Annotated in this window: 16 protein-coding genes and 1 riboswitch; of the genes, 6 read left to right on the top strand and 10 right to left on the bottom strand. The window is 72.0% G+C overall.

Annotation, left to right across the window (positions count from 1 at the left end):
- Positions 1-52: 52 nt before the first annotated feature.
- Both ACFVGO_RS16105 and ACFVGO_RS16100 read right to left on the bottom strand, forming a co-directional pair.
- Positions 53-1,447, bottom strand: coding sequence for a transglycosylase family protein (locus tag ACFVGO_RS16105; protein WP_380632278.1), 1,395 nt, complete (start codon positions 1,445-1,447; stop codon positions 53-55).
- Positions 1,434-1,604: riboswitch (cyclic di-AMP (ydaO/yuaA leader) on the bottom strand. It overlaps the preceding gene by 14 nt.
- Positions 1,605-2,057: 453 nt before the next feature.
- Positions 2,058-3,017 carry a hypothetical protein gene (locus ACFVGO_RS16100; protein WP_380632276.1) on the bottom strand — a complete coding sequence of 320 codons (960 nt, stop codon included), beginning with the start codon at positions 3,015-3,017 and terminating at the stop codon, positions 2,058-2,060.
- Positions 3,018-3,577: 560 nt separating this feature from the next.
- Here ACFVGO_RS16100 and ACFVGO_RS16095 point away from each other — a divergent pair.
- Positions 3,578-3,841: a DUF397 domain-containing protein gene (locus ACFVGO_RS16095; RefSeq protein WP_097235176.1), complete on the top strand. Its 264-nt coding sequence runs from the start codon at positions 3,578-3,580 to the stop codon at positions 3,839-3,841.
- Positions 3,842-4,147: 306 nt separating this feature from the next.
- Here ACFVGO_RS16095 and ACFVGO_RS16090 read toward each other — a convergent pair whose 3' ends face one another.
- On the bottom strand, positions 4,148-4,723 hold the full coding sequence (locus tag ACFVGO_RS16090) for an ATP-binding protein (protein WP_359914639.1): 576 nt from the start codon (positions 4,721-4,723) through the stop codon (positions 4,148-4,150).
- A gap of 418 nt (positions 4,724-5,141) precedes the next feature.
- On the opposite strand from ACFVGO_RS16090, the gene ACFVGO_RS16085 reads away from it, so the two are divergent.
- The gene (locus ACFVGO_RS16085) at positions 5,142-6,008 is read left to right on the top strand and encodes a helix-turn-helix transcriptional regulator (RefSeq protein WP_188297256.1); all 867 of its coding nucleotides are present in this window, start codon (positions 5,142-5,144) and stop codon (positions 6,006-6,008) included.
- Between the two features lie 79 nt (positions 6,009-6,087).
- Here ACFVGO_RS16085 and ACFVGO_RS16080 read toward each other — a convergent pair whose 3' ends face one another.
- Positions 6,088-6,693: a TetR/AcrR family transcriptional regulator gene (locus tag ACFVGO_RS16080; RefSeq protein ID WP_359914643.1), complete on the bottom strand. Its 606-nt coding sequence runs from the start codon at positions 6,691-6,693 to the stop codon at positions 6,088-6,090.
- 229 nt (positions 6,694-6,922) lie between these two features.
- Positions 6,923-8,437, bottom strand: a complete 1,515-nt coding sequence (locus ACFVGO_RS16075; protein ID WP_380632273.1) for an MFS transporter — start codon at positions 8,435-8,437, stop codon at positions 6,923-6,925.
- A gap of 87 nt (positions 8,438-8,524) precedes the next feature.
- Here ACFVGO_RS16075 and ACFVGO_RS16070 point away from each other — a divergent pair, with 87 nt between their 5' ends.
- Positions 8,525-8,962, top strand: coding sequence for a MarR family winged helix-turn-helix transcriptional regulator (locus tag ACFVGO_RS16070; protein WP_380632271.1), 438 nt, complete (start codon positions 8,525-8,527; stop codon positions 8,960-8,962).
- Between the two features lie 38 nt (positions 8,963-9,000).
- On the opposite strand, the gene ACFVGO_RS16065 is transcribed toward ACFVGO_RS16070, so the two are convergent.
- From ACFVGO_RS16065 to ACFVGO_RS16045, 5 genes are all read right to left on the bottom strand, one after another.
- Complete coding sequence (locus ACFVGO_RS16065) at positions 9,001-9,948, bottom strand: M56 family metallopeptidase (protein ID WP_359914652.1); 948 nt, start codon at positions 9,946-9,948, stop codon at positions 9,001-9,003.
- 205 nt (positions 9,949-10,153) lie between these two features.
- On the bottom strand, positions 10,154-10,708 hold the full coding sequence (locus tag ACFVGO_RS16060) for a DUF5134 domain-containing protein (protein ID WP_359914655.1): 555 nt from the start codon (positions 10,706-10,708) through the stop codon (positions 10,154-10,156).
- 347 nt (positions 10,709-11,055) lie between these two features.
- On the bottom strand, positions 11,056-11,814 hold the full coding sequence (locus ACFVGO_RS16055; RefSeq protein ID WP_359914658.1) for an amino acid ABC transporter ATP-binding protein: 759 nt from the start codon (positions 11,812-11,814) through the stop codon (positions 11,056-11,058).
- Positions 11,811-12,632: an amino acid ABC transporter permease gene (locus tag ACFVGO_RS16050; protein ID WP_359914669.1), complete on the bottom strand. Its 822-nt coding sequence runs from the start codon at positions 12,630-12,632 to the stop codon at positions 11,811-11,813. Before ACFVGO_RS16050 ends, ACFVGO_RS16055 begins: the two co-directional genes overlap by 4 nt.
- 173 nt (positions 12,633-12,805) lie before the next feature.
- A complete protein-coding gene (locus ACFVGO_RS16045; protein ID WP_359914660.1) occupies positions 12,806-13,684 on the bottom strand; it encodes an ABC transporter substrate-binding protein in 879 nt (292 codons plus the stop codon).
- Between the two features lie 530 nt (positions 13,685-14,214).
- On the opposite strand from ACFVGO_RS16045, the gene ACFVGO_RS16040 reads away from it, so the two are divergent.
- Genes ACFVGO_RS16040 through ACFVGO_RS16030 form a run of 3 tightly spaced genes read left to right on the top strand, consistent with a single transcriptional unit; the run spans position 14,215 to position 17,443 of the window.
- The gene (locus ACFVGO_RS16040) at positions 14,215-15,615 is read left to right on the top strand and encodes a DUF6421 family protein (RefSeq protein WP_359914663.1); all 1,401 of its coding nucleotides are present in this window, start codon (positions 14,215-14,217) and stop codon (positions 15,613-15,615) included.
- Complete coding sequence (locus ACFVGO_RS16035; RefSeq protein ID WP_359914666.1) at positions 15,612-16,370, top strand: SDR family NAD(P)-dependent oxidoreductase; 759 nt, start codon at positions 15,612-15,614, stop codon at positions 16,368-16,370. Before ACFVGO_RS16040 ends, ACFVGO_RS16035 begins: the two co-directional genes overlap by 4 nt.
- The gene (locus tag ACFVGO_RS16030; protein ID WP_359914671.1) at positions 16,367-17,443 is read left to right on the top strand and encodes a low specificity L-threonine aldolase; all 1,077 of its coding nucleotides are present in this window, start codon (positions 16,367-16,369) and stop codon (positions 17,441-17,443) included. Before ACFVGO_RS16035 ends, ACFVGO_RS16030 begins: the two co-directional genes overlap by 4 nt.
- Positions 17,444-17,702 lie beyond the last annotated feature (259 nt).

Below are 17,702 nucleotides of genomic sequence, written 5' to 3'. Positions count from 1 at the left end.
TTATCTGTCAGCTGTTATCCGTCGTCCGCCGTCCGTCGGCTGTTCGCCGTTCTCAGACCCGGCCGGCGAAGTCCGGGGCCCAGTTGGCGATGCTCTGCTCGCGGACGCCCGAGCTCGGATTGGCGGCCTCGACGTACTTGCCGTTGCCGACGTAGATCGCGACGTGGTAGACGCCGGAGTCCTTGCCGTTGTTGGACCAGAACAGCAGGTCGCCCGGCTGGAGGCTGTCCAGCGAGACGTGGGTGCTGGCGGCGGCCTGGTCGGCGGCGACGCGCGGGACGGAGACGCCCGCGGCGCGCAGCGCGGCCTGGGTCAGGCCGGAGCAGTCCCAGCCACCGTTGCCGGTGCCGCCGTAGACGTACGCCTGACCGACCTTCGACTCGGCGAAGGAGACCGCGGCGGCCATGCTGCCGGTGGCGGCCGGAGTCTGGGTCTGGGTCTGGGTCTGGGTCTGGGCCGGAGCCTGGGTCTGCGGAGCGGGCTTGGCGGCCGGCTTGGTGGACGGCTTGGCGGCCGGGGTCTGGGCCTGCGCGGTCGGCTGGGCGTTCACGGCACCGCCGTTCGCGGACTGGCCGGACTTCTGCGAGCGGTCGAACCAGGTGAAGTCCGAGCCGGACTTGCCGGTGGCGGACTGGCCGGCCTGGGCCTGGCCGTTGCCGCCGAAGGACAGCTGCTGGCCCGGGTAGATGCTGTCCGGACCCTCGGTCAGGGTGCCGCGGTTGAGCTCGTACAGCCGCTGCCAGCCGCCCTGCACCTTGTGCTGGTCGGCGATCGCGGACAGCCAGTCGCCCTCGACCACGGTGTAGTCGCCGTTCTGGGCCTGCTGCTGGCGCTTCTGGACCCAGTCGCTCCGGTTTCCGGAGGCGGTGGAGTCGGTGCTGGCCTGCGTGCCGTCCTGGGCGGGCGCGGCGGGCTTGGCGGCCGGGGCCTGGGTCTGCGGAGCGGGCTTGGCGGCCGGGGCGGCCGGCTTGGCGCTCTGCGCGGGCTGCGCGGGCTTGGCGGTGGTCGAGCCGGCGGTGGAGCCCGCCGAGGTGTCGACGGCGGCCGCGGCGCCGCCCTTGGTGAGGCCGGCCTGGACCGAGCACACCGGCCAGGCGCCGGGGCCCTGCGAGGCGAGGACCTTCTCGGCGACGGCGATCTGCTGGTCCTTGGTGGCCAGGTCGGCGCGCGCCGCGAAGGCGGTGCCGCCGAAGGCGGACCAGGTGCTGGAGGTGAACTGGAGGCCGCCGTAGAAGCCGTTGCCGGTGTTGATGCTCCAGTTGCCGCCGCTCTCGCACTGGGCGACCTTGTCCCAGGTGGCGACGGTGGCGGCGGAGGCGGTGCCGGAGGCGATGCAGGGGACGGTGAGGCCGACGCCCGCGACGCCGAGGGCGGCGATCACGCGACGGGTGCGGCTGGACAGACGAGTGCCGTTGGTGGGCAGCATGAAGACGCGGTCCTCTCCCACGCCTGCGAGGTGAGCTGTCGGATTCGGGCTGGAGTTGCCCGGCCGCGCTGTGGGCGCGGCTTCACCCCTAGCCCTGGACCGTTCCGGAGATCGGTCCGGGGCGACTTACCTGTGGGTCCCCCGCTCCTGCCGTGGTGCGATTTCGCGCTGCCAGGACATCCGACGGCAGGACTCGGCGTCGCGGATGAACCGGGTTCGTGTGGTCACGAACGGGGAGCACGTTAATCAGACTTAAGTTCAAACTGCAAATGGCTGTGATGCGCATCACGGTTTAGTGGGAACTGCCAAAATTGCCGCTCTCCATGATCGTAAATGATCGTTTTCAAGCAACCCTGTTGTGGAAGCCCACAACTGGCAGCACTTCAGAAGTGGTGTGACGGCGCGTCGAATCGCGGGCCGGAGCGCCCCGGCGGATGATGCGGCGGCTGTGGTGCGAGCGCCCGCGACCGCGTTTCCTATTTCCTTTCAAAAAGGCCAGAACGGACATTCCACTTCGCCGCCGTCCGACTTCCGCGCGGGACGGCCACGGGCGGGCGGAGCAAAACCGAAGGGCCCGGAACGCATGCCGTTCCGGGCCCTTCGGAGCGCGCGAACCGGCGCGCGACGTCGACTACCGCCCTGCGGGCCCCTGGGAGGCCGCGTGGGCGCCGCGGACGCCCTCCAGGGCCCCCTCGGCCTCGGCGGCGGCCGCCGCCTCCGCCTCGGCCCGTGCCAGGTCCTCCGGGGACGGCGCGGGCAGCGCCGCCAGGTAGGTGGAGGCGATCAGCTGGCCGACCGACGGGTACGAGCCCAGCGGCGCGGCCGACGGGCAGCCGGTCTCCTCGGCGGCGGTGGCGAGCAGCTCGGAGTCCGCCTCCGGGCCGATCACCAGCGGGGCCAGCGCCGGGCGCTGCGAGCCGGTGTCCCTGAGGTGGTTGACGGCCGCGGCCACCGAGCCGGGCACGTCGAGCGCGGCGGCGACGACCGGCACGGCCAGTCGGGCGGCCAGCAGCACGCCGGTGATGCCGGCCGCCGCGGCCGCGTCCTCGCCGCCGACGGTGGTCAGCACCACGCCGTCCGCGGCGGTCGCGATGGCGAACAGCCGGGCGCGGTCGGCCCGGGCCAGCCCGGCCTCGGACAGCCGGACGTGCACGGCCTCGGCCAGCAGCGGGTGCGGGCCCAGCGGGTCGGTGACGGGCGCGCCGTACTCGGCGGCGAGCGCGTGAAGCTCGGTCAGGAAGGTGTGCGGGCCGGGCACCAGCGGGACCAGGACGGGCGTCGGCAGCCCGGCCTCGGCCGCCATGGCCAGCAGCTCGGCCACGGTGCGGTCCTCGCCGCCCGCGCCCTCGCCGCCGTTGCCCGGCAGGTAGCCGACCGCGGTCCGGACGCCGTTCTGCTCGGTGCGGACGATCGAGAGCAACTCCTCGACGACCGAGCGGGACTCGGGCCCGGCGGTCGCGGGCACGGCGAGCACCAGGGCCGGGGCGCCGGCCGGGATCTCGGGGCGCTCGGGACGACGGTGGCGCCCCCGCGCACGGGAGCCTGGAGTACGGACGGGCAGTGGCGCGCCCGGGATGGCTGCGGTGCTCATGCCGGAGATCGTAGGACATCTGCCCGTCCGGCTTGCAGTCGGCTGCCGAGTGGGTTTCACGCGGTCGCGGTCCGGAGCCCGGTGCGTCTCCGGCGCCGGTCCGGGCACTTTGCCTACAATCCGGACATTCCGCTCCCAATCCCCGCGCGACCGCCGGTGGTTGCCTCGACGCGACCCGAGGGGGCCGGCGTTGCACCTGGGGCGCGTGAGATGTCTCACAGCATGAGGATGGTTTGACGGAGGGTCACGGGGGTGCGACTCCCGGCATTCGAAGATCAACATTCAGCGGGGAGGCGCTCACGGCCGGTTATCGCGCGCCCGACGATTCATCGGCTATGTCCGTTTACGTACCGTCAGGAGAAGGGTCCGTGAAGAGTTCGCGGCTGCGGACAAAAGGCCACGTGCACCTGCAACGTCCCGTGCTGATGCACGTGCACTGCAGCTATCATCGCGTCAAGTGAGGCGTTGTGCCGGACCGGTACGGGGCCGGTCCGTTCGTTTCGACGGTGCCGGGGGCGCCGCGCTGGACGACAACTCCGGAAGCTCTTCGGGAGATTTCTATGCACGACTCGCAGGACACGCACGGCTCGTACGACACCTACAACGGGATGGCCGCCGCCGATCTCCAGGGGGTGGTCTGGCAGAAGAGCCGGCACAGCAACTCCCAGGGCAACTGCGTCGAGTTCGCGGCCCTGCCCGGCGGCGATGTGGCGATGCGCAACTCGCGGTTCCCGGACGGCCCGGCCCTCATCTACACCCGGGCCGAGATCGCCGCCCTGCTGCTGGGGGCCAAGGACGGGGAGTTCGACCACCTGGCGGTCTGACCGACCGCCGTGCTCCATCATCGGGGGGCCGTCGTGGGTGCCGACACCACGACGGCCTTTGTCTTTGTCTCTTCCGGGGGCCTCTTCACCGGCGGTCTCCGCTTCGGGCGCGTCCGCTCCGGAGGTGTCCGCACTGGACCGGAAGTCCTCGGCGGGGCCGGGTGGAAGGGCCCGGGGTGCGGTCCTCCCGGGGCTTCCGTCGACCGGCCGTGCGCCGCCCGGCGCATGGTCCGTCCTGGGCGCGCGGCCCGCTCGGGTCGGGGGATCCGTTCGAGTCGGGGGCCCGGCCGGGGCGCACGGCCCGTCCTAGGCCGAGCGCCGATGCCGTCCGCCGATCTCGACGGGGCCGTCGAGCGGTGAGCGGCCGCCGAGTCCGGGGCGCCCGTCCAGCGGGGAGCCGACGATCGTCTCCGCCTCGAACATCGCCCAGACCACCTTGCCGCTGCCCAGCGGGTGCCAGCCCCAGGAGCGGCTGAACGACTCCACCAGGTGCAGCCCGCGGCCGGATTCGGCGACGAAGTCGGCCTCCCGGGCGATCGGGCCGATGCTGCTCGGATCGCTCACCGCGCAGACCACCTGGGGTGCGCGGTGCACCAGGCTTATTCGGATCGGGAGCCGGCCGTCCGGGGTCGGCTGTATGGGAAAGTCGTACTCGCCCTGGGTGCCGCCCGACGGGTCGGGCCGTGCGCCGATCGCATGCCGGAGCGCGTTGGTCACGAGTTCCGAGGCCACCAGCGCGACGTCGTCGAACAGCTCCGTCAGGCCCCAGTGCTGGAGCGTGCTCCGAGCGAAGTCGCGCGCGGTTCTGACGGCTTCGAAGCGAGGAGCGAGCGTACAGGTGACCACAAGGGGGTCAACCGCCAAAGCCGTACCGGTGCTCATGAAGAGCTCCTCCCATAAGGGGGCGGACACGGCTGGACCCGCCGGGGTCATGCCGGTCACCTCCGACTCGCTCGGCCGCTCGGCCGCCCCCTCGACCAGGCGCGCGCGCACTCGAACGCCCGATGACGCGGGGGACGTCGTCGGGTCGGTGCACGGAGTCGCGCGTGGGGTCGACACGGAGCCCGCGGGATTGCCAGGGATGTGCAGGTGCACGTGCACCATGGTGGTGTGCGCTCACTGCAGATGCAAGAGTCGATTCACGTGCAGTCGCACTATTGGCATATGCAAGCGCCGGATGCACGTGCATCCTGGTGCGTGGAGTGCGGAACTGATAGGAACATCCGTCAGTATCGGCACCGTGAGCGCTCAACTGATGGCAGACTGTGCGCTGTTTGCCCTAGGTGGAGGTTTCGACCGCATGACCACAGTTCAGCCGGGCGGCGGCTCGATGGTCCGCCGGATCCTCCTCGGCTCGCAGCTGCGCCGCCTGCGTGAGGCGCGCGGCATCACCCGCGAGGACGCGGGCTACGCGATCCGGGCCTCCGAGTCCAAGATCAGCCGCATGGAACTCGGCCGCGTCAGCTTCAAGGAGCGCGACGTCGCCGACCTGCTCAGTCTGTACGGCGTGGACGACGGCATCGAGCGGGAAGCCCTGCTCGGCCTCGTCCGCGAGGCCAACAAGTCCGGCTGGTGGCACAGCTTCAACGACGTGCTGCCGGGCTGGTTCCAGACCTACGTCGGCCTGGAGGAGGCCGCCCAGCTGATCCGCACCTACGAGGTGCAGTTCATCCCCGGGCTGCTCCAGTCCGAGGAGTACGCACGGGCGGTTTTCGGACAGAGTCGGCCGGTCATCAGCGAGGAGGAGGTCGAGCGACGGGTCAGCCTGCGGCTGCGCCGTCAGAAGCTGCTGGCCGAGGGCGCCAGCCCGCGCCTGTGGGCCGTCATCGACGAGGCGGCGCTGCGCCGGCCGGTCGGCGGGCCCAAGGTGATGCGCGGTCAGGTGCAGTACCTGATCGACGTCGCCGAGCAGGCCAACGTGGTGATCCAGGTCATGCCGTTCCGGTTCGGCGCGCACGCGGGCGAGTCCGGGGCGTTCACGATCCTGCGCTTCCCGGAGCAGGACCTCGCGGACGTGGTCTACCTGGAGCAGCTCACCAGCGCGCTCTACCTGGACAAGCGCGACGACGTCGACGCCTACATCCAGGTCATGGAGCGGCTCTGCGTGGACAGCCTCACGCCGGAACGCACGATTGACCTGCTCGCCTCGATCCTGAAGGAACGCTGAGCCGCTGCCGTCCGGGGCCTGTGAGCTCCCTCCCTCGCGAGGCCCCCCGGCAGCCGGTCACCAGGCCGCCCGCCCGCCGTCAGCCGCGGGCCGGCGGCCGTTCGCGTTCCGGCGGGGACTGCTGCGGCGGGCGGCCCAGTTCCCAGGCCAGGTCGTAGCGGCCGAAGAGGTCGGCGCGGATCAGGGCCAGCGGGCTCTCGGCGCCCGGCAGCAGCACCCCGATGCAGCCGCCCATCAGCGCACTGCGCAGCACCGCGTGCTCGGCGACCGGGTCGGGCGCGCCCCAGTCCCGCAGCAGTCCCTGGAGGATGGCGCCGAGCTGCTGCTGCTCCGGGTCCTGGACGAAGGCGCCGTTGTCCGGGTCGAGGATCAGCGCCAGGTGCGAGCGCATCACCCGGGGGTGGTCCATCGCCAGGCCGAGCACGGTGTCGATCGCCCCGGCCAGCCGTGCGTCGGGGGAGGCCCCGGGAGCCAGTTCCGCCAGCGTGGCGGCCAGTGACTGGTGCATCATCCGGTGCGTCGCGGACTGCATGAGCAGCCGTTTGCCGTCGAAGTAGTACGAGAGCAGGCCGCGGGCGAGGCCGGCCCGCTCGGCGATGTCCGTGAGCGTGGTGCCCGCGTAACCGCACTGGTCAACCAGCTCGACGGTGGCCCGCATGATCCGCCGGCGGGAGCGTTGCCGCATCTCCTCATTGACCGAATCCCCGCGAGGTGCCATCGTGTCTGCTCCGAACGTTCGTTGGCTCCGGGCCAATATACTTGTGGAGCCGACAGCCGCACCGGGATACCGTGCCCCGGCGGGCACTGCCCGGGCGGCCGCCACGAAGACGGCCGGCTCCACCGACACGGGGGTTTGGTGGAGCCGGCGCCATGGCCCGACGGCGCGGAGGCCGGTCACGGGCGGGGTCCGGGGGTCAGCGCCCGGCCAGGACGTCGGCCCGGGCCGCGGTCGACCCGACCGTCGGCTCGTCACGATCCGGCACGGGTGCGGGAACCGCCTTGCGACGCCGGTCCACCAGGGCGCCCGCCGTCGCGACCACCAGGCCGACCACCGCGACCACCGTGACGAACAGCAGCGCCGGCCGGTAGCCGTCCAGCTGGGCCTGCGGGCTGTCGCCGCCCGCGCTGCCGGCCGTGATCATCGCGGTCGCCCCGGCGAGGACCACCGCGGTGCCGACCTGGATCGCGGTGTTCACCAGACCCGAGGCCAGCCCCTGCTCCTCGTCGCCCACGCCGTCGGTGGCGGCGATGTTCACCGAGGGGAAGGCGAACGCGAATCCCACACCGAGCAGCAGCATCGAGGGCAGCACCAGGCCCGGGTACGAGCTGTGCTCGTCCAGCCGCAGGAACAGGGCGAAGGCGGCGACCAGTGAGGCCAGGCCGATCGGCAGCAGCCGCCCGGTGCCGAAACGGTCCACGATCGGGCCCATGAACGGTGCCGAGAGCGCGATGAGGGCCGCGGCGGGCAGCAGCCCGAGCGCCATCTCCAGGGCCGACCAGCCGAGCAGGTGCTGGAGGTAGAGGGTGACCACGAACTGGAACCCGCCGTACGCGCCGGTCATCGCGAAGGCGACCACGTTGGCCCGGGCGACCGAGCCGTTGCGGAAGATGCCGAGCCGCACCAGCGGGTGCGCGGCGCGGCTCTCCACCCGCAGGAAGGCGGCGGCCAGCACGGCGACGACCAGCAGTGAGCCGAGGGTGCGCGGGCTCAGCCAGCCGGCGCCCTGGGCCTCGGTCACGGTGAAGACCAGCAGCAGGACGGTCGCCGTGCCGGTGATCGCGCCGAGGACGTCGTAGCCGCCCTGGGCGCGCTCCTCGACCGGGCGGGGGAGCAGCCGGACGGCGAAGAGCAGGGCGAGCAGCGCGACCGGGACGGGCATCAGGAAGGTCCAGCGCCAGCCGACCGAGGTGAGCAGGCCGCTGAGCACCAGGCCGAGCGAGAAGCCGCTGGCGCCGCAGGTGGTGTAGATCGACAGCGCGCGGTTGCGGGCGGGACCCTCCGCGAAGGTCGTGGTGATGATCGACAGGCCGGCCGGGGCGGTGAAGGCGGCGCTGACGCCCTTGAGGAAGCGGGCCGCGATCAGCAGGCCGCCGTCGTCGACCAGGCCGCCGACCAGCGATGCGGCGGCGAAGACGCCCAGGGCGACCAGGAACACCCGGCGGCGGCCGAGCAGGTCGGCGGCGCGCCCGCCGAGCAGCAGCAGGCCGCCGTAGCCGAGGACGTAGCCGGAGACCACCCACTGCAGGGTGGAGGTGGACAGGTGCAGGTCGGAGCCGATGGACGGAAGGGCGACGCCCACCATGGAGACGTCCAGGGCGTCCAGGAACATGGCGGCGCAGAGCACGATCAGGGTGCCCCAGAGGCGGGGAGTCCAGTGCGGCCCGCTGGTTGACGGGGCGTCGGGTGACGTGACGGTCGCGGTGGTCATGGGGAGGACAGTACATGCACATGCATTCAATGCAAATGAATTAAATGTGAACGCATTAATTGTCGATGCACGTGCTAGGGTGGCGGCGTGGCTGAACTCGACTCCCCGGCGGAGGCCGGTCTCGTCGCGCAGTGGCGCGAACTGCTGGCCCGGCATGCCGCCGCGGCCTGTGCCCTCGACCGCGAGCTGGGCGACCGGTACGGGCTGGGCATGAGCGAGTTCGAGGTGCTGGAGCGTCTCGTCGAGAACTGCGGGGGCGGTGGGGGCCAGGCGGTGCGGGTGAGCGAGCTGGCCCACACCGTCCATCTGAGCCAGAGCGCGCTCTCGCGGTTGATCGCCCGCCTGGAGAAGGCCGGACTGGTCACCCGGGCGATGTGCGAGAGCGACCGCCGGGGCGTCCAGCTCACCCTCACCGAGGCCGGTCGGGAGCGCTACGAGCAGGCCAGGCCGCTCCACCGCCGGGTGCTGGAGCAGGCCCTCGGCGACGGTCCCGACGACCCGGCCGGTGGGTCAGCCTCCGGCTGACGCCCCGTCAGAAGTGCCGACCCGGTGCGGTGTCGACCTCACAGCAGGGAGTGCAGCCCCGGTGCCGCGGCCAGCAGCACGACCACGGCGGGCGCGGCGAGCGCCGCGACGGTGAGCCGCAGCCGGTGCGGGACGGAGAGCCGCGGACGGCCCGCGAGCAGTCGGTCCACCCGCTTCGGGGACTGCGCCAGGCCGGGCGGGCAGGAGCCGAACACCCCGCGGTCCAGGTTGAGTTCGGCCAGCGCGAGGGCGGTGGTGTGCCGGCCGTGCCGACGGGCGGCCCGGTCGTCGGCGGCCAGTTCGACCAGCTCCGCCACCTGGTTCCGGAAGGCGCTGAACACGCCGACCCCGGGGAAGCCCGAGGCGAGCGCCTGGGCGAACTGCTGGAGCCAGTGGTGCCGGGCCCGGACGTGACCGCGCTCATGGCTCAGCACGGCGGCCAGCTCCCGGTCGGTCAGCTGCTGGAGGGCGCCGGTGGTGACCACCAGCCGGGAGTCCGGGCCGGGCAGCGACCAGGCCTCCGGACGGACGTTCTCCAGGACCACCAGCCGTTCCCGGCGGCTCCGGGCGGTCTCGATGGTGTCGGGCAACTCCGGTGCCCGGTTTGCCAGTTGGGCGTGCCGGCGATTGCGCACCGCCTTCGCCGTACGAACCTCCCGGGTCAGCGCCAGCACCGTCTGCACCCCGCCCGCGGCCAGCACCGCGGCGCACAGCCGGCCCCAGCCCTCGGCCTCCTGGAGGCCGTACGCCGCCTCCACGCCGTGCGGCGCGCCCGCGAACACCAGCGAGCGCAGCTCCGGCAGGGCGGCGGAGGCCGCCAGGAGGAGGCCCAGTGCGCAGCAGAGCAGAACGGCCACCACCAGGCACTGCCACACCAGCAGCGCCAGCACCGGTTCGCGCTCCGCCCAGCGGGCCCGGGCCAGCAGCCGGGGCACGAGGGTCGAGAGCAGCAGGCCGAGCAGCAGCAGGCCGATCAGGGCAGGCATCGATGGGCTCCCCGAGTACGCACGGAACGCGACAACGCGCTCCCTGCCAACCTATGCGCTGGCGACGCCCGGTGGAACGGCTTTCGACCGGCCAGTGACCAACGCCACGCTCGGACGGGGGCTTTGGCGTGGAGGGGGCAGGGGCAGGGGGCTTCGGCGTGGCGGGCGGCGGCTCCGGGGTGCCGGGAGGGTGTCCCGCGGGTCGTCACATGGTCAGGAGCATGGCGAACATGCCGATGCCCATGGTCAGTCGGCAGGCCTGCGGCAGCCCGGCGGTGCCGACCGCGAGGGTGCCCGCCGGAGTGCGCAGCAGCCGGCTGCCGGTCCAGACGGTGTACGCGGCGAAGTAGAGGAGGAGCACCCCGGTCAGCAGTGGAAGGCCCAGGGCGGCGGCCCGGTGGTGGCCGTGACCGGAGGTGGACGCCATCGCGAGGGCCATGTACGTCATGGCGAGCGCGCCGATCGCGTGGTGCAGCCGGTGCGCCCGGCCGGCCGGGGCGTGGGCGGCGGCGAGCAGGAAGGCGGTGGCGGGGAGGCCGAAGAGCCCGGCCCAGACGGCGGGCGGGACGGTGGCGCCGGTGACGGCCATCGCGGCCATGCCCAACCCCATCAGGGCCTCGGCGGCGTCGGACTCGCGGGCGAGCGGCCGGTGCGCACCGCCCGGGGTGCAGGGGGAGCGGCGCAGCCGGACCAGACAGGACGTGCCGGCGCCGGTGGCGAGGAGGGCGAGGAGCCAGTTGACCAGGGTGGGTCCGTGCAACGGCGGCCTCCCGGGGCGGTGGGCGCCGGGGGCGGCGAACAGGGGACAGCGAACAGCGGTCGGCGGACAGATGACAGCGAACAGATGATGAAATCTGTCGGCTGTCATCTGTCATCCGTGAGCTGTCATCTGTTCGCCGCCCCCGTGCGCGGCGACGGACGTCCGGTCCACGATCACCGCACCCGGCCGGGCGCGGCCAGGGCGCGTACAGGGGCGCACAGTGGTGCCCGTCGTTGCGAGAGCCCTGGTCGCGCACCCGTCGCATACTCGTCGCGCACCCGTCGCACGCCTGGTCGCACTCCCCGGCCGAGTGGACCGCCCACCCGGCCGCCATCAGGCGGGGGCGCTCAGCCCTGGAGCCGACCCGAGGCGACCACCCGGCTGAGGAACTGCCGCGTCCGCTCCTCCTGCGGATCGCCGAACACCTGCTCCGGCGGCCCCTGTTCGAGCACCACCCCGCCGTCCAGGAAGCAGACCTGGTCGGCGACCTCACGGGCGAAGCCCATCTCGTGGGTGGAGAGGACCATCGTCATCCCCTGTTCCTTGAGGTCCCGCACCACCGACAGCACCTCGCCGACCAGCACCGGGTCGAGCGCCGCGGTGATCTCGTCGAGGAGCAGCAGCCGCGGCCCGGTGGCCAGCGCGCGCACGATGGCGACCCGCTGCTGCTGCCCGCCGGAGAGCCGGTCCGGGTACTCCTCGGCCTTGGCCGCCAGCCCGAGCCGGTCGAGCAGTTCCAGCGCCCGGGCCCGTGCCTCGGCCCTGGCGACGCGGTGCACCCGGCGCGGGGCGAGCGTGATGTTCTCCAGCACCGTCAGATGCGGGAACAGGTTGTACGACTGGAACACCACGCCGATCCGTCGCCGCACGGCGTCCTCGTCCGCGCGCGGATCGGTGATCTCCTCGCCGTCCAGGAAGATCGCCCCGTCGTCGATCCCCTCCAGCAGGTTGACGCAGCGCATCAGCGTGGACTTGCCGGAGCCGGAGGCCCCGATCAGCGCCGTCACCGAGTGCTCGGCCACGGCGAGGTCCACGTCGCGCAGCACCACCTGGCCGCCGAAGGTCTTGCGCACCGACTCCAACCGGAGCACGTCGCTCGACGTCACACCGCACCTCCCTGGAGCTGGCGGCGGTTCATCCGGGCGGTCAGCCAGTCGGCGAACCGGGTCAGCGGAATGGTCAGCACGATGAACACCAGCCCCGCCACCAGGTACGGCGTGAAGTTGAAGGAGCGAGCCGCGATGATCTTCGCCGCGTACACCGCGTCGATCGCGCCGCCGATCGAGACCAGCCCGGTGTCCTTCTGGAGGCTCACCAGGTTGTTGAGCAGCGGCGGCACGACCCGGCGGACGGCCTGCGGCAGCACCACGTACCGCATCGTCTGCGCGTTGGTCAGCCCCAGCGACCGCGCCGCGGCCCGCTGGCTCGGGTGCACCGACTCGATGCCGGAGCGGAACACCTCCGACACGTACGCCGAGTAGGTCAGCACCAGGGCGGCCCCGCCCAGCAGCAGCGGATCGGTGGTCACCCCGGTCAGCCGCAGCGCCGGCACTCCGGTGATCATCACCAGCAGGCAGATGATCATCGGCAGTCCGAGGAAGAAGTCCACGTACGCGGTGGCCAACAGCCGTACCGGCAGGAAGACCGGACCGCGCAGCGTCCGCAGCACCGCCAGCAGCAGCCCGAACAGCAGGATCAGCGCCCCGCAGCCGAGCATCAGCTCCAGGTTCAGCCGCAGTCCCTTCAGTACCTCGGGCAGCGCCTGACGGGCGTAGTCGAGGTTGAAGAAGGTCCGCCGAGTCACCTCCCACCCGGGGGAGTTGACGATCAGGAGGTAGAGCACGACGGCCGTGGCCAGGGTCGAGCCGGTGGCGATCAGCGCCGAGCGGCGGGCCCGGGACCTCCGGTACGCCTCGTGCGCCAGCCGCCGCTCGGACGGACGGTAGTCGCCCTCCGTCGCCGGCGCCCCGGTCGGCCGTGCGGTGCGCGGCGCCGGCGCCTTGGTGAGCTCCGCCGGTCCGGCGGCGCCCGGCGCCTTCCCGCCCGGTGCCTCCAGGCCCGGCGCCTCCCCGCCCGGCCCGGGGCTCAGGTCAGCGCTCACTTCAGCACCGGTGCCGAGACGGCGTCGGACAGCCACTGCTTCTCCAGCTTCGCCAGTGTGCCGTCGGCGCGCAGCGCGTCCACGGCCTGGGAGACGCAGCCGGTCAGCTTGGAGCCCTTGTCCAGTACCAGACCGAACTGCTCGGCCTGCGCGGCGGCCTCGAACTGGCCGACCACCTGGGCCTCCGGGACCTCGGCGCCGGTGATGTAGAAGGCGGTCGGCAGGTCCACCACCAGGGCGTCGATCTGGCCGTTCTTCAGCGCGGCCTTGGCCAGGTCGTTGGAGTCGAAGACGGCCGGCTGGGTGCTCGGCTTGATGGTGTTGGTGATGGTGTCCAGGCTCGTGGTGCCGACCTGCGCGCCGAGCTTGGCGCCCTTGAGGTCGGCGATGCTCCTGGCGCCCGCCGCCTTGGAGTTCTTCAGCGCGATGACGGTCTGGCGCACGTCGTAGTAGCCGGATGAGAAGTCCACGGCCTGCTTGCGCTCGTCGCTGACGGACACCTGGTTGATGTCGAAGTCGAAGTCCTTGGCGCCGGGGGAGGTCGCCTTGTTGAACGGCGCGACCACCCAGCCGACCTTCTCCTTCGGGTAGCCGAGCTTCTCGGCGACCGCGTAGGCCACGGCGGACTCGAAGCCCTTGCCGTTCTCCGGCTTGTCGTCGGAGAACCACGGGTCGTACGCGGGCTTGTCGGTGCCGACGGTCAGCGTTCCGGCGGTGCGCGTGGCAAGCGCCCCCGGCGCGCAGCCCGCCGCCGTCCCGGCCGCGCCCGAGGCGGTGTCGGACTTCGAGTCCTGCGGCGCGCAGGCGGTCAGCACGGCCGCGGCGGCGACCAGCGCGGCGATGGGCAGTACGGCGGAGGGCTTGCGGAGGGTCATGACGGGGCTCCAGGGAAGGACCGGCGGGACGGGGGGAACGAGGAGGGGCGCGGGAGGGCGCGACGGGCGGCCCGCGTCCCGGCGGGTCACTTCCCCCCGGTGGCGGCGCCGGAACACACGCGGCATGGTCGGCGTACGGGCCCGCGTCCGCGGCGCCCCCCGAGCCGGATCGGCAGCAGCCGGGGCGGCGGCAGGCCGGTCAACAGCAGCGGCGACAGCGGCAGCTCAGGCCGCGCGCGCGACAGCGACGGCAGACGTGCCGACGGGAGGGCGCCCGGAAGGGGCTGTCGTGGCGTTCGGCCACCGTGATCACCGCCGGGAGCATGCGGGGAGGTTCGCATCAGAACAGCGCATCTGTCCAGAACATCCAGATCACTGTCCACATGCCGGACAATCCGCCTCCCGTCGAAGGTTTGGGCGCCGGAGGGGCGGTGCACCGGAGCTTTGCCGGTCCTGGCCCTCTTGAACAGGAGAACCTTTCGTACTTATGGTGTCCCCGTTGAAATAACTCCTGTCGAAGTGAGTCCACGATGCAGAATCTTTCGCCAAGGCTCGCTGTGGCGGCCGACGCCCCGGTCTCGACCCTCGCCGGCCACCCGGCCTGGCTGCGCCTGAAGGAGGCCGTCGAGACGCTGCGCCCGCTCCAGTCGAAGGACGGCTCGATCGACCTGGCCGCCGTCCAGCGGCACACGGTCGACCCGCTGGTCGCCACCGTCCGCGCCGCCGTCCAGGAGCTCGCTCCGCACTTCCCGCACGACGCCGCCTACCTGGCCACCGTCGACGCGGACCTCGCCAAGTGGGCCGACACCGGCTACCGCGAGCCCGACTTCCTGGACTCGCTGCTCGCCTTCCACCCCGCCGACCAGCGCGAGGACGGGCTGGAGCACCTGGTCGTCTTCCCGATGTACACCCAGAACGGCAACCCGGACCGCAACCTGGAAGCCGTCCTGCTGAGCGTCGTGTGGCCCGACTGGCTGGCAGAGCTGGAGCGCACCCGCTTCGACAACCCGATGTTCGTGCCGATCACCTTCACGGACTTCACCGCCGGCTACGACACCAACTCCGCCGTGCTCTTCCCCGAGACGGTCTCCGTGCGCAAGGCGCCGGAGCGTTTCACCTGGGGCGGCATCTTCTGCGACCGCGAGGCCGCCCGCTTCCGCGCCGTCTCCAGCAGCGCCGTCCAGCAGCTCGGCCTGGAGATCCCGGCCGACGCCGAGGGCCTGCTCCAGGACCAGCAGCGCGCGCAGGAGACCTTCGTCCTGTGGGACCTGGTCCACGACCGCACCCACAGCCACGGCGACCTGCCGTTCGACCCCTTCATGATCAAGCAGCGCAGCCCGTTCTGGATGTACGGCCTGGAGGAGCTCCGCTGCGACCTCACCACCTTCAAGGAGGCGGTGAAGCTGGAGACCGAGGGCAACCGGCACGCCCGCGACGTCCAGTACGCGATCCTCTTCGACCGCCTGTTCCGCTTCCCGGTCTCCGGCGACCGGGTGCGCAACTACGACGGCATGGGCGGCCAGCTGCTCTTCGCCTACCTGCACAAGCACGACGCGCTGCGCTGGCGCGACAACCGCCTCAGCATCGACTGGGAGCGCGCCCCGCAGGTCACCAACGCGCTCTGCGCCGAGATCGAGACCCTCTACCGCGACGGCATCGACCGGCCGAAGCCGGCCCACTGGATCGCCGCCTACGAGCTGGTCTCCCGCTACCTCACCCCGCACCCGGCCTCCACCTGGGCGAAGGGCTCCGAGGCGCTGCCGCTCGACATCACCGACGGCAAGGCCCTCAACAAGGCCCTGTGCGACGCCGTGCTCCCGGACGAGTTCCCGCTGAGCATGTTCTACGAAGCCCTCAACAAGAAGCTGAGCGGCGTCATCGCCGCCACCGCCGGCATCACCGGCGCCGGGATCCAGGGAGCCGCCGCGTGACCACCTCCACCAACGCCCCGCTGGCCGGCAAGGTCATCGCCGTCGCCGGAGCCAGCGGCCCGGCCGGCCGCGCCGTGCTGCGCCGCCTCACCGCCGACGGTGCCACCGTGATCGGCGCCGACATCGACGCCCAGCGCCTGGAGTCCGCCCTGGACGCCACCCGGGTGGCCGTCCGCGGCGCCAAGGTCAGCGGCCAGGTGATCGACCTGCTCGACCCGCAGGAGGTCCACGACTGGGCCGACCACCTGGAGTCGGAGCACGGCCACGTCGACGGCCTGTTCCACCTGGTCGGCGGCTGGCGCGGCAGCAAGACCTTCTTCGACACCCGGCTGGACGACTGGGACTTCCTGCACGACACCGTCGTGCGGACCCTCCAGCACACCTCGCTGGCCTTCCAGCCCGCGCTGGTCCGCAGCACCGCCGGCCGCTACGCGATGATCTCCGCCGCGGCCGCGCACAAGCCCACCGCCGGCGGCGCCGCCTACGCGGCCGCCAAGGCCGCCACCGAGGCGTGGACCCTCGCCATGGCGGACTCCTTCAAGAAGGAGACCACCGACCCCGACGGCGAGCCCACCGCCGCGGCTGCGATCCTGGTCATCAAGGCGCTGGTCAGCCCCGAAATGCGGGCCGAGAAGCCGGAGGCGAAGTTCGCCGGCTTCACGGACACCACCGACCTCGCCGGCCACCTGGCGGGCCTCTGGGACCGCCCCGCAGCAGAACTGAACGGACAGCACCTGTGGCTGACAGCCCGATGACCGACCTCACCCGTACGGACGCGGTACGGCGGCACGACCCCGCCGTCCGCGGCTTCGCCAGCGACAACTACGCCGGCGTGCACCCGGAGGTCCTCGCCGCGATAGCCCTCGCCAACGGCGGTCACCAGATCGCCTACGGCGAGGACGACTACACGGCCCACCTCCAGGACGTCTTCCGCCGCCACTTCGGCGAGAAGGCGGAGGCCTACCCCGTCTTCAACGGCACCGGCGCCAATGTGGTCGCCCTCCAGTCGCTGCTCCCGCGCTGGGGCGCGGTGGTCTGCGCGGAGTCGGCCCACATCCACGTCGACGAGGGCGGCGCCCCGGAGAAGATGGGCGGCATCAAGCTGCTCACCGTCCCCACTCCGGACGGCAAGCTCACCCCCGAGCTGCTCGACCAGCAGGCCTGGGGCTTCGGCGACGAGCACCGCGCGCAGCCGCTCGCGGTCTCCATCACCCAGAGCACCGAGCTCGGCACCCTCTACACCCCCGACGAGATCCGCGCGATCACCGAGCACGCCCACCAGCTGGGCATGCTCGTCCACGTGGACGGCTCCCGACTGGCCAACGCCGCCGCCTCGCTCGGCCTGCCGCTGCGCGACTTCACCACCGACGTCGGTGTCGACGTGCTCTCCTTCGGCGGGACGAAGAACGGCCTGCTGTTCGGCGAGGTCGTGGTGGTGCTCAACCCGGAGCGGGTGCGCAACATCAAGTACCTGCGCAAGACCTCGATGCAGCTCGCGTCGAAGATGCGCTTCGTCTCGGTCCAGTTCGAGGCGCTGCTCTCCGGCGACCTCTACCTCCGCAACGCCGGCCACGCCAACGCGATGGCCAGCCGCCTGGAGGCAGCGGTCCGGAAGATCGACGGCGTCGAGGTGGTCCGCCCGGTCCAGGCGAACGCGGTGTTCGCGATCCTCCCGCGCGAGGTGAGCGAGCGGCTCCAGAAGCGCTACCGTTTCTACTTCTGGAACGAGCACACCGGCGAGGTCCGCTGGATGTGCGCCTTCGACACCACGGAGGCCGACATCGACGCCTTCGCGGCGGCCATCGCCGAGGAGATGGGCCGCGCCTGACGGTGCCCGAACCACGGATCGTCCCGTCCCGCGTCAGCGGGGCGGGACGATTTGCATGTGGCGGGCCGGCCCCCGTACAGTTCCGGAGTCGCCGCGGGAGACCGGGGCGGCAAGGCGGAAAGCGAATCCGATGAATGAAACTCCGGAAAACGGAGCGGAAAGCGTCTGATAAGCTGGAAACACGAAAGAACGAAGCCCGGAGGGTCCGCTGGAAGGCGGTCCGAAGGAAGCGTCCGTTCCTTGAGAACTCAACAGCGTG

The sequence above is a fragment of the Kitasatospora sp. NPDC057738 genome (assembly GCF_042798815.1).
GTDB classification, from domain to species: Bacteria; Actinomycetota; Actinomycetes; order Streptomycetales; family Streptomycetaceae; genus Kitasatospora; species Kitasatospora lactacystinica.
The sequence above is the reverse complement of the archived record's forward strand: the minus strand, read 5'-3'. Positions and strand labels throughout refer to the sequence as shown.

Bases quoted from the DNA above. Each gene is read 5' to 3' on its own strand.
- ACFVGO_RS16090 (WP_359914639.1), bottom strand. From the start codon at position 4,723: ATGAGCACCGGTACGGCTTTGGCGGTTGACCCCCTTGTGGTCACCTGT.
- ACFVGO_RS16040 (WP_359914663.1), top strand. From the start codon at position 14,215: ATGCAGAATCTTTCGCCAAGGCTCGCTGTGGCGGCCGACGCCCCGGTC.
- ACFVGO_RS16085 (WP_188297256.1), top strand. From the start codon at position 5,142: ATGACCACAGTTCAGCCGGGCGGCGGCTCGATGGTCCGCCGGATCCTC.
- ACFVGO_RS16100 (WP_380632276.1), bottom strand. From the start codon at position 3,017: ATGAGCACCGCAGCCATCCCGGGCGCGCCACTGCCCGTCCGTACTCCA.
- ACFVGO_RS16030 (WP_359914671.1), top strand. From the start codon at position 16,367: ATGACCGACCTCACCCGTACGGACGCGGTACGGCGGCACGACCCCGCC.
- ACFVGO_RS16065 (WP_359914652.1), bottom strand. From the start codon at position 9,948: ATGCCTGCCCTGATCGGCCTGCTGCTGCTCGGCCTGCTGCTCTCGACC.
- ACFVGO_RS16080 (WP_359914643.1), bottom strand. From the start codon at position 6,693: ATGCGGCAACGCTCCCGCCGGCGGATCATGCGGGCCACCGTCGAGCTG.
- ACFVGO_RS16075 (WP_380632273.1), bottom strand. From the start codon at position 8,437: ATGACCACCGCGACCGTCACGTCACCCGACGCCCCGTCAACCAGCGGG.
- ACFVGO_RS16045 (WP_359914660.1), bottom strand. From the start codon at position 13,684: ATGACCCTCCGCAAGCCCTCCGCCGTACTGCCCATCGCCGCGCTGGTC.
- ACFVGO_RS16095 (WP_097235176.1), top strand. From the start codon at position 3,578: ATGCACGACTCGCAGGACACGCACGGCTCGTACGACACCTACAACGGG.